The sequence below is a fragment of the Kitasatospora sp. NPDC058218 genome (genome assembly GCF_042882445.1).
Taxonomy (GTDB): domain Bacteria; phylum Actinomycetota; class Actinomycetes; order Streptomycetales; family Streptomycetaceae; genus Kitasatospora.
Genome location: NZ_JBHVWC010000023.1, coordinates 87,043 through 93,823, shown reverse-complemented (window position 1 = coordinate 93,823; position 6,781 = coordinate 87,043). Strand labels below are relative to the sequence as shown.

Annotated in this window: 5 protein-coding genes and 1 riboswitch; of the genes, 4 read left to right on the top strand and 1 reads right to left on the bottom strand. The window is 72.3% G+C overall.

The window, feature by feature from the left end:
• Positions 1-1,066: 1,066 nt before the first annotated feature.
• Entirely contained in the window at positions 1,067-2,884 is a 1,818-nt protein-coding gene (gene thiC / locus ACFVYI_RS16855; RefSeq protein WP_387885938.1) for a phosphomethylpyrimidine synthase ThiC, read from the bottom strand.
• Positions 2,880-3,014: riboswitch (TPP riboswitch) on the bottom strand. It overlaps the preceding gene by 5 nt.
• Positions 3,015-3,109: 95 nt before the next feature.
• On the opposite strand from thiC, the gene ACFVYI_RS16850 reads away from it, so the two are divergent.
• The 4 genes from ACFVYI_RS16850 to ACFVYI_RS16835 all read left to right on the top strand — a co-directional run bounded on the left by ACFVYI_RS16850 (position 3,110) and on the right by ACFVYI_RS16835 (position 6,779).
• A complete protein-coding gene (locus ACFVYI_RS16850) occupies positions 3,110-3,310 on the top strand; it encodes a hypothetical protein (protein WP_387885936.1) in 201 nt (66 codons plus the stop codon).
• Between the two features lie 158 nt (positions 3,311-3,468).
• Positions 3,469-4,938: an SPFH domain-containing protein gene (locus ACFVYI_RS16845; RefSeq protein WP_387885934.1), complete on the top strand. Its 1,470-nt coding sequence runs from the start codon at positions 3,469-3,471 to the stop codon at positions 4,936-4,938.
• A gap of 81 nt (positions 4,939-5,019) precedes the next feature.
• Positions 5,020-6,033, top strand: a complete 1,014-nt coding sequence (locus tag ACFVYI_RS16840; protein WP_387885932.1) for a 3-oxoacyl-ACP synthase III family protein — start codon at positions 5,020-5,022, stop codon at positions 6,031-6,033.
• Positions 6,030-6,779: a glycosyltransferase gene (locus ACFVYI_RS16835; RefSeq protein ID WP_387885929.1), complete on the top strand. Its 750-nt coding sequence runs from the start codon at positions 6,030-6,032 to the stop codon at positions 6,777-6,779. Before ACFVYI_RS16840 ends, ACFVYI_RS16835 begins: the two co-directional genes overlap by 4 nt.
• Positions 6,780-6,781 lie beyond the last annotated feature (2 nt).

The following is a 6,781-nucleotide window of genomic DNA, read 5'->3' as shown; positions in this document are numbered from 1 at the left end:
GGCCCCAACGGCGCTCCTGGAGCCCCCGGTGCACCTGGTGCCCCCGGTGCCAATGGTTCACCTGGTGCCAACGGGCTTCCCGGCGCGAATGGCTCACCCGGCGCCAACGGCACACCTGGAGCGAACGGACTCCCTGGTGCCAACGGATCACCAGGCGCCAACGGCTCACCCGGTGCGAACGGCACACCCGGCGCCAACGGCACACCCGGCGCCAACGGCACACCCGGAGCGAACGGCACACCCGGCGCGAATGGTTCGCCCGGAGCCAATGGCTCTCCCGGCGCCAACGGCACACCCGGAGCAAACGGCTCACCCGGCGCCAACGGCACACCCGGAGCAAACGGCTCACCCGGCGCCAACGGCACACCCGGAGCAAACGGCTCACCCGGCCCCGCAGGACCGGCAGGACCCGCAGGCCCGGCAGGACCGGCGGGCCCCGCAGGGCCGTCCCAGTCTCCAAGCGGACACGGCGGTCACGGCGGCCCGGGGCACGGTGACCAGGGTCACGGCGGTCATGAGCAAGGTGATCACGGGAACGACCAGGGCAATCACGGCAACGTGCCGGGCGGCCCCGTGCAGGTCGGCAACACACCGGGTGGCCATGCCCAGGGCGGCCATGCCCAGGGCGGCAACGCACCAGGCGGCAACGCCCCGGGCGCTCCCCTGCAGGGCGGTCCCGGCCACGGCGGTCCCGTGCAGGGCGCTCCCGGCCACGGCGGTCCCGTGCAGGGCGCTCCCGGCCAGGGCGCTCCCGTGCAGCACCCGAACGAGTCTGGTCAGGCACTCGCCGCCACCGGCTCGGACGGATCGATCGGCCTCCTGGTCGGCTCGACGGCCGCCCTCACCTTGGGCGGTGCACTCATCGTCCTGGTGAGGCGAAGCGGACGAGCCGCAGCCCGCCGACGGCACTGACCCCGACGAAACCCGGCAGGCCCCGCGGATCCCACGGCGACGGCCGACGACCCGGCCGACGCCGATCGTGACCCCCGGGACGTCCGACGACGTCAAAAGCGCACCGGCCCGCGACTCCCCCCACGGGACGCGGGCCGGTGCAGTCGGTGAAGGGTCAGTCCGCGATCGGCAGGTAGACCCGGTTGCCCTGCTCCGCGAACTCCTCCGACTTGGCCTGCATGCCGGCCAGCGCCTCGGCGTCGTACCCGGAGGCGACGGCGGAGGAGCCCCCGCCGTGCTCGGCGCGGATCTGCTGGGAGATCTTCATCGAGCAGAACTTCGGGCCGCACATCGAGCAGAAGTGGGCCGTCTTGGCGGGCTCGGCGGGGAGCGTCTCGTCGTGGAACTCGCGGGCCGTCTCCGGGTCGAGGGCCAGGTTGAACTGGTCCTCCCAGCGGAACTCGAAGCGGGCGTCGGAGAGCGCGTCGTCCCAGGCCTGGGCACCGGGGTGGCCCTTGGCGAGGTCGGCGGCATGGGCGGCGATCTTGTAGGTGATGACGCCGGTCTTCACGTCGTCCCGGTTCGGCAGGCCCAGGTGCTCCTTGGGGGTGACGTAGCAGAGCATCGCCGTCCCCCACCAGGCGATCATCGCGGCGCCGATGCCCGAGGTGATGTGGTCGTAGCCGGGGGCGACGTCCGTGGTGAGCGGGCCGAGGGTGTAGAACGGCGCCTCGTCGCAGATCTCCTTCTGGAGGTCCATGTTCTCCCGGATCTTGTTCATCGGGACGTGGCCCGGGCCCTCGATCATCACCTGGACGTCGCGCTCGCGCGCGATCCGGCCGAGCTCGCCCAGCGTCTGCAGCTCGGCGAACTGCGCCTCGTCATTGGCGTCGGCGATCGAGCCGGGGCGCAGGCCGTCGCCGAGCGAGAAGGTGACGTCGTAGCTCGCGAGGATCTCGCAGAGCTCCTCGAAGTTGGTGTAGAGGAAGTTCTCCTGGTGGTGCGCCAGACACCAGGCGGCCATGATCGAGCCGCCGCGCGAGACGATGCCGGTCTTGCGGCGGGCCGTCAGCGGCACGTACCGCAGCAGCACGCCGGCGTGCACGGTCATGTAGTCGACGCCCTGCTCGCACTGCTCGATGATGGTGTCGCGGTAGACGTCCCAGCTGAGTTCCTCGGCCCGGCCGTCGACCTTCTCCAGTGCCTGGTAGAGCGGCACCGTCCCGATCGGCACCGGGGAGTTGCGCAGGATCCACTCGCGGGTGGTGTGGATGTTGCGGCCGGTGGAGAGGTCCATGACGGTGTCGGCGCCCCAGCGGGTGGCCCAGGTCATCTTCTCCACCTCCTCCTCGATCGAGGAGGTCACCGCGGAGTTGCCGATGTTGGCGTTGATCTTCACCAGGAAGTTGGTGCCGATGATCGACGGCTCCACCTCGGGGTGGTTCACGTTGACCGGGATGACGGCGCGGCCGCGCGCCACCTCGGCGCGCACGTACTCCGGGGCCAGGCCCTCGCGCAGGGCCACGAACTCCATCTCCGGGGTCACCACGCCGCGCCTGGCGTAGCCGAGTTGGGTGACGGAGGCGCCGGACCGGCCCCGCAGCGGGCGGCGCGGGCGGCCGGGGAAGACGGCGTCGAGGTTGCGCAGGTTCCCGCCGCGCGGCGAGGTGTGCTTGATCCCGTCGTCCTCCGGGCGGGCCTCGCGGCCGTCGTACTCCTCGACGTCGCCGCGCTGGCGGATCCACGCGTCGCGCAGCGGCGGCAGGCCGCGCCGCACGTCGGCCTCGTACGCGGGGTCGGTGTACGGACCGGAGGTGTCGTAGAGCGGGACGGTCCGGCCGTTGGTGAGGACCACCTCGCGGTACGGGACCAGCAGGTCGGGGCGGGACCCTTCGTGGTAGGCCTTGCGCCAGGCCGGGGTCGGGTAGCCGGTGCCCGTGCTTCCGGTGTCATGGTTCCGGGCAGACTGCGGCTGTGCGTCGAACGTGGTCATCAGACCTTCTACTCCCTACGCCGGCATTACCCGGTCAGGTTCCTGCGGTCGACGCAGCGGTCGGCACGTCCAGCGACGTTCCGGTCAGCGCCCTCTCAGCCCGGTGCTCCGAGCTCCCGTGTCCGCAGGCGGTGTTGCCTGCGCATGACGTCCAACACCGTAGCGAGCGGATCGCCGCTGGTCCAGAGGGGGTCCACGCGGAGGCAACGGTGGCAGACTGGGCCGATGGTCGGAAGCACAGGGCGCGTCACCGGCAGGATCGGCCCCGGACTGGTCGGCGAGGTACTCGTGCACGTCCGCGAACGCCACACCACCGAGGCCTTCCTGGCCCACCCGGCCGTGCCGGGCGAGAGCATGGCGATCGGCACCCAGGTGGTCGTGGTCGAGTACCAGCCTCCGCGCACCGTCTACGTGGCCCTCCTTTGACGGAATCCTGACGCGACCGAGACGGATCCGGGACGCGTTCCCCTTTCCAAAGGATCACGGTGAGCGGAGAATCTCCTGCTGCCACCGCGTTCCGCGCCTCCCTGCACACCAGAGCGCAGCCACGGAACGCCGGTGCGCGCTGAAGGGGGAATCAGCCGATGCTGATCGGCGTAGCGGGGGCCGCAGTGGCTTCCATCATCATTCTGATCGTGCTCTTCAAGCTCATGTGGCGGGTCGCCGAGCCGAACGAGGCACTGATCATCTCGGGTTCCAAGCACCGCTCCGAGGGCGTCGGCGAGAGCATGGGATTCCGCATCGTCACCGGACGGGGGACGCTGGTGACCCCCGGCGTCCAGGTGGTGCGCAAGCTCTCCCTCGACCTCAACGAGGCCGACCTGGACGTGGATTGCGTGACGTCGCAGGGAATTCCGGTGCACGTCAAGGGCGTTGTGATCTTCAAGGTGGGCGACGACACGGTGTCGATCGCCAATGCCGCCCGCCGCTTCCTCGACCAGCAGCAGATGATGGGCCACCGGGTCCACAACGTCTTCGCCGGTCATCTGCGGTCCATCGTCGGCAGCCTGACGGTCGAGGACATGATCCGCGACCGCGAGCGGCTGACCGGGGAGACCCGCGCCGCCTCGGGCTCCGAGATGGAGAAGCTGGGTCTGATCATCGACTCGCTGCAGATCCAGGAGATCCTCGACCCGACCGGCTACATCCAGAACCTCGCCGCTCCGCACGCGGCCGCCGTCATGCGCGACGCCCGCATCGCCCAGGCCGAGGCCGACCGCCAGGCCACCGAGGCCGAGCAGGAGGCCTTCGCGCGCAAGGCCGAGGCGACTCGCAACTCCGGTATCCAGCAGGCCGGTTACCAGGCCGAGATGGAGACGGCGACCGCCCGGGCGATGCAGGCCGGACCGCTCGCCCAGGCCGCCTCCCGGCAGGAGGTCGTCGTCCAGGAGACCAAGGTCGCCGAGCTGGAGGCGCACCGCAAGGAGCAGCAGCTGCAGGCCGACGTCCGCAAGCCCGCCGACGCCCGGGCGTACGAGACCCGGACCAAGGCGGAGGCCGACCGCGACGCCCGCATCTCGGCGGCCCAGGCGCAGGCCCAGGAGACCGAGCTCAAGGCGGCCGCCGAGGCGAACCGGGTCAAGATCGCCGCGGTCGCCGAGGCCGAGGCCACCCGCGCGCGCGGTCTGGCCGCCGCCGAGGCGACCAAGGCGACCGGCCAGGCCGAGGCCGCGGCCGCCGAGGCCAAGGGCCTGGCGACCGCCGAGGCGGCCCGGGCGCTCGGTCTGGCCGAGGCGGAGGCGATCAAGGCCCGTGCCGCCGCCCTGGCCGAGAACCAGGAGGCCGTGGTCGCGCAGCAACTCGCCGAGAACTGGCCCGAGATCGTCCGGGCCGGCGCGGAGGCCTTCGGCAACGTCGAGCACATGGTGCTGCTGAACGGCGCCGAGGGCATGGGCGAGATGTTCGCCAAGGCGCTCGCCATGGGCGGCACCGGCCTCGGCCTGGCCCGCCAGCTGCTCAGCACCATGAACACCCCGGAGCCGTCCGCGGCCCCGGCCGGCCCCGGCGCTGCCGGCGCCGCGGTCCCCGTCCAGTCGATCCCGATCCAGGACTGACCGCACGTTGGGTACCGTGCCGCGCCCACCTGAGTACCCGTACTCAGGTGGGCGCGGCCCCGGTCGCCGGAGCATGGAGGCATGCACCCTGCAGCCACCGCGCGGATCGGCATCACCGCCGTCGGAGCCCACCTCCCCGCCCGCCGACTGACCTCCCGCCAGCTCCAGGACGAGGTCACCGCCGGCGGCCGGCTCCGGCTTCCGGAGCGGATGTTCGAGAAGGCGACCGGTATCGTCACCCGGCACTTCGTCGCCGAGGGCGAGTACGCCTCCACCCTGGCCCTCGCCGCCGCCCGGCGCGCCCTGGAGGCCCGCGGCCTGGACCCGATCGACGTCGACCTGCTGCTGTACGCCTCCGCCACCCGGGACGTCTGCGAACCCGCCACCGCCCACCTCGTCCAGGCCGAACTCGGCTCGAAGGCCCATGCCCTGGACGTCAGCAACGCCTGCAACAGCTTCCTCAACGGGATCGACCTGGCCCGCGCGATGATCCTGGCCGGCCGCGCCCGGCGCGCCCTGGTGGTCACCGGTGAGACGCCCAGCCGGGCGATGCGCCGCGACCCGGACGGCCCGGCCGACTTCCGGGACGGCTTCGCCGGGTACACCTTCGGCGACGCCGGCGCGGCCGTGGTCGTGGAGGCGGTCGAGCGCGGCGGCATCCTCGACATCGAGACCGAGACCGCCTCCGAGCACTGGGCGGCCGGCGGCATCCCCGGCGGCGGCTCGCGCCACCCGCGCGGCGACGAGTACAGCTACTTCCGGGGCGGCGGCAAGGAGTTGCGCGGCGTGTTCGAGAAGATCGGCGGCGCCATCCTGACCAGGGTCGCGGCCCGCACCGGCCTCGGCTGGGACGACTACGCCCGGGTGCTGGTGCACCAGGTGACCGTCCCCTACCTGGAGGCCTTCGTCGAGCTCACCGGCGTGCCCGCGGAGAAGCTGGTCCTCACCGTGCCGGAGCTCGGCAATGTCGCCAGCGCCACACTCGGCATCCAACTGGAGCGAATAACACCGGAGTTGAATCCTGGCGACAAGGTGCTGCTGATCGGCCTCGGCGGCGGCGTGAGCCTGATGACCATGGTGTGGGAGGCGTCGTGAACCCCCGTACGGACCTGTGGGTGGTCGTCCCGGCCTACCAGGAGGAGGCCCGGATCGAGGACACCCTGACCGCCCTGGCCGCCCAGCGGGACCGCGCGTTCACCCTGCTGGTCGCCGACAACGGCTCCACCGACGCCACCGTGGCGAAGGTCCGGGCCTTCGCCGCACGGGCGCCGTTCCCGGTCGAGGTGCTGGTCGAACCGGAGAAGGGCGTCGGCTCGGCGATCGACACCGGCTTCCGGTACGCCATCGCCCGGGGCGCCACCCTGCTCGCCCGCACCGACGCCGACTGCCTGCCCGAACCCGGCTGGACGGCGGCCGCCCGGGCCGGGCTGCACGCCTGCGGCGGGCTGGTCTGCGGCCGGGTCACCGCCCGCCGGGACGAGCACGGGCCGGCCGGGCGCGCGGTGTTCCTGGTGCTGGTCGCGCTCGGCGCGTTCTTCGGCCGGATCCGGCCCGCGCACCGCCGCCGGCACGGCTACCGCACGCCCTACCGGATGCACGCCGGCAACAACATGGCGATCACCGCCGAGCTCTACCGGGCCGTCGGCGGCATGCCGCGCAGGCCGTCGCCCACCGACCGGACGTTCATCAACCGGGTGCGCCGCCACAGCACCGCGATCGTCCGCCGCCGCGACATGGTGGTCCAGAACTCCACCCGGCGGATCCGCGCCTACGGCGTGATCGGCACCGCCCGCTGGTACCTGGAGCGCGGCGCCGGCCGGCGCTCGGTCGACGTGCGCTGAGC